A 282-nucleotide genomic window follows, 5' to 3' on the forward strand; every position below is an offset into this window, starting at 1 on the left:
GTTTTGCGTATTGGGGAAAACCAATGTACGCTTTTGTGGACAAAACATCACATCATTATGGATGGATGGTGTACGTCACTACTGTTTCGGGACTTTATCACGTATTACGAGCTGATAAACGGTGGTGCCAGCAGGGTACAGATGGAAAAGCTGTTGGAAGCAGAAAAGTAACAAATTTTACCATACAGCGAGTATATCAGATGGTTTGAGAAACAAAACAAAAAAGAAGCTCTTATGTATTGGAACAGGTTGCTGGAAGATTACAACTCCGTGATAACAGTC

1 protein-coding gene is annotated in these 282 nt (G+C 40.4%); it reads left to right on the forward strand.

Annotated features, from left to right (window positions below; translation table 11 throughout):
• The first annotated feature begins 57 nt into the window (after positions 1 to 57).
• Positions 58 to 171 carry a hypothetical protein gene (locus ACSG5Z_RS32215; RefSeq protein WP_435712978.1) on the forward strand — a complete coding sequence of 38 codons (114 nt, stop codon included), beginning with the start codon at positions 58 to 60 and terminating at the stop codon, positions 169 to 171.
• The last annotated feature ends 111 nt before the right edge of the window (positions 172 to 282 follow it).

This window comes from Bacillus pretiosus (genome assembly GCF_051294775.1).
GTDB classification, from domain to species: Bacteria; Bacillota; Bacilli; order Bacillales; family Bacillaceae_G; genus Bacillus_A; species Bacillus_A wiedmannii.

Bases quoted from the DNA above. Each gene is read 5' to 3' on its own strand.
- ACSG5Z_RS32215 (WP_435712978.1), top strand. From the start codon at position 58: ATGGATGGATGGTGTACGTCACTACTGTTTCGGGACTTTATCACGTAT.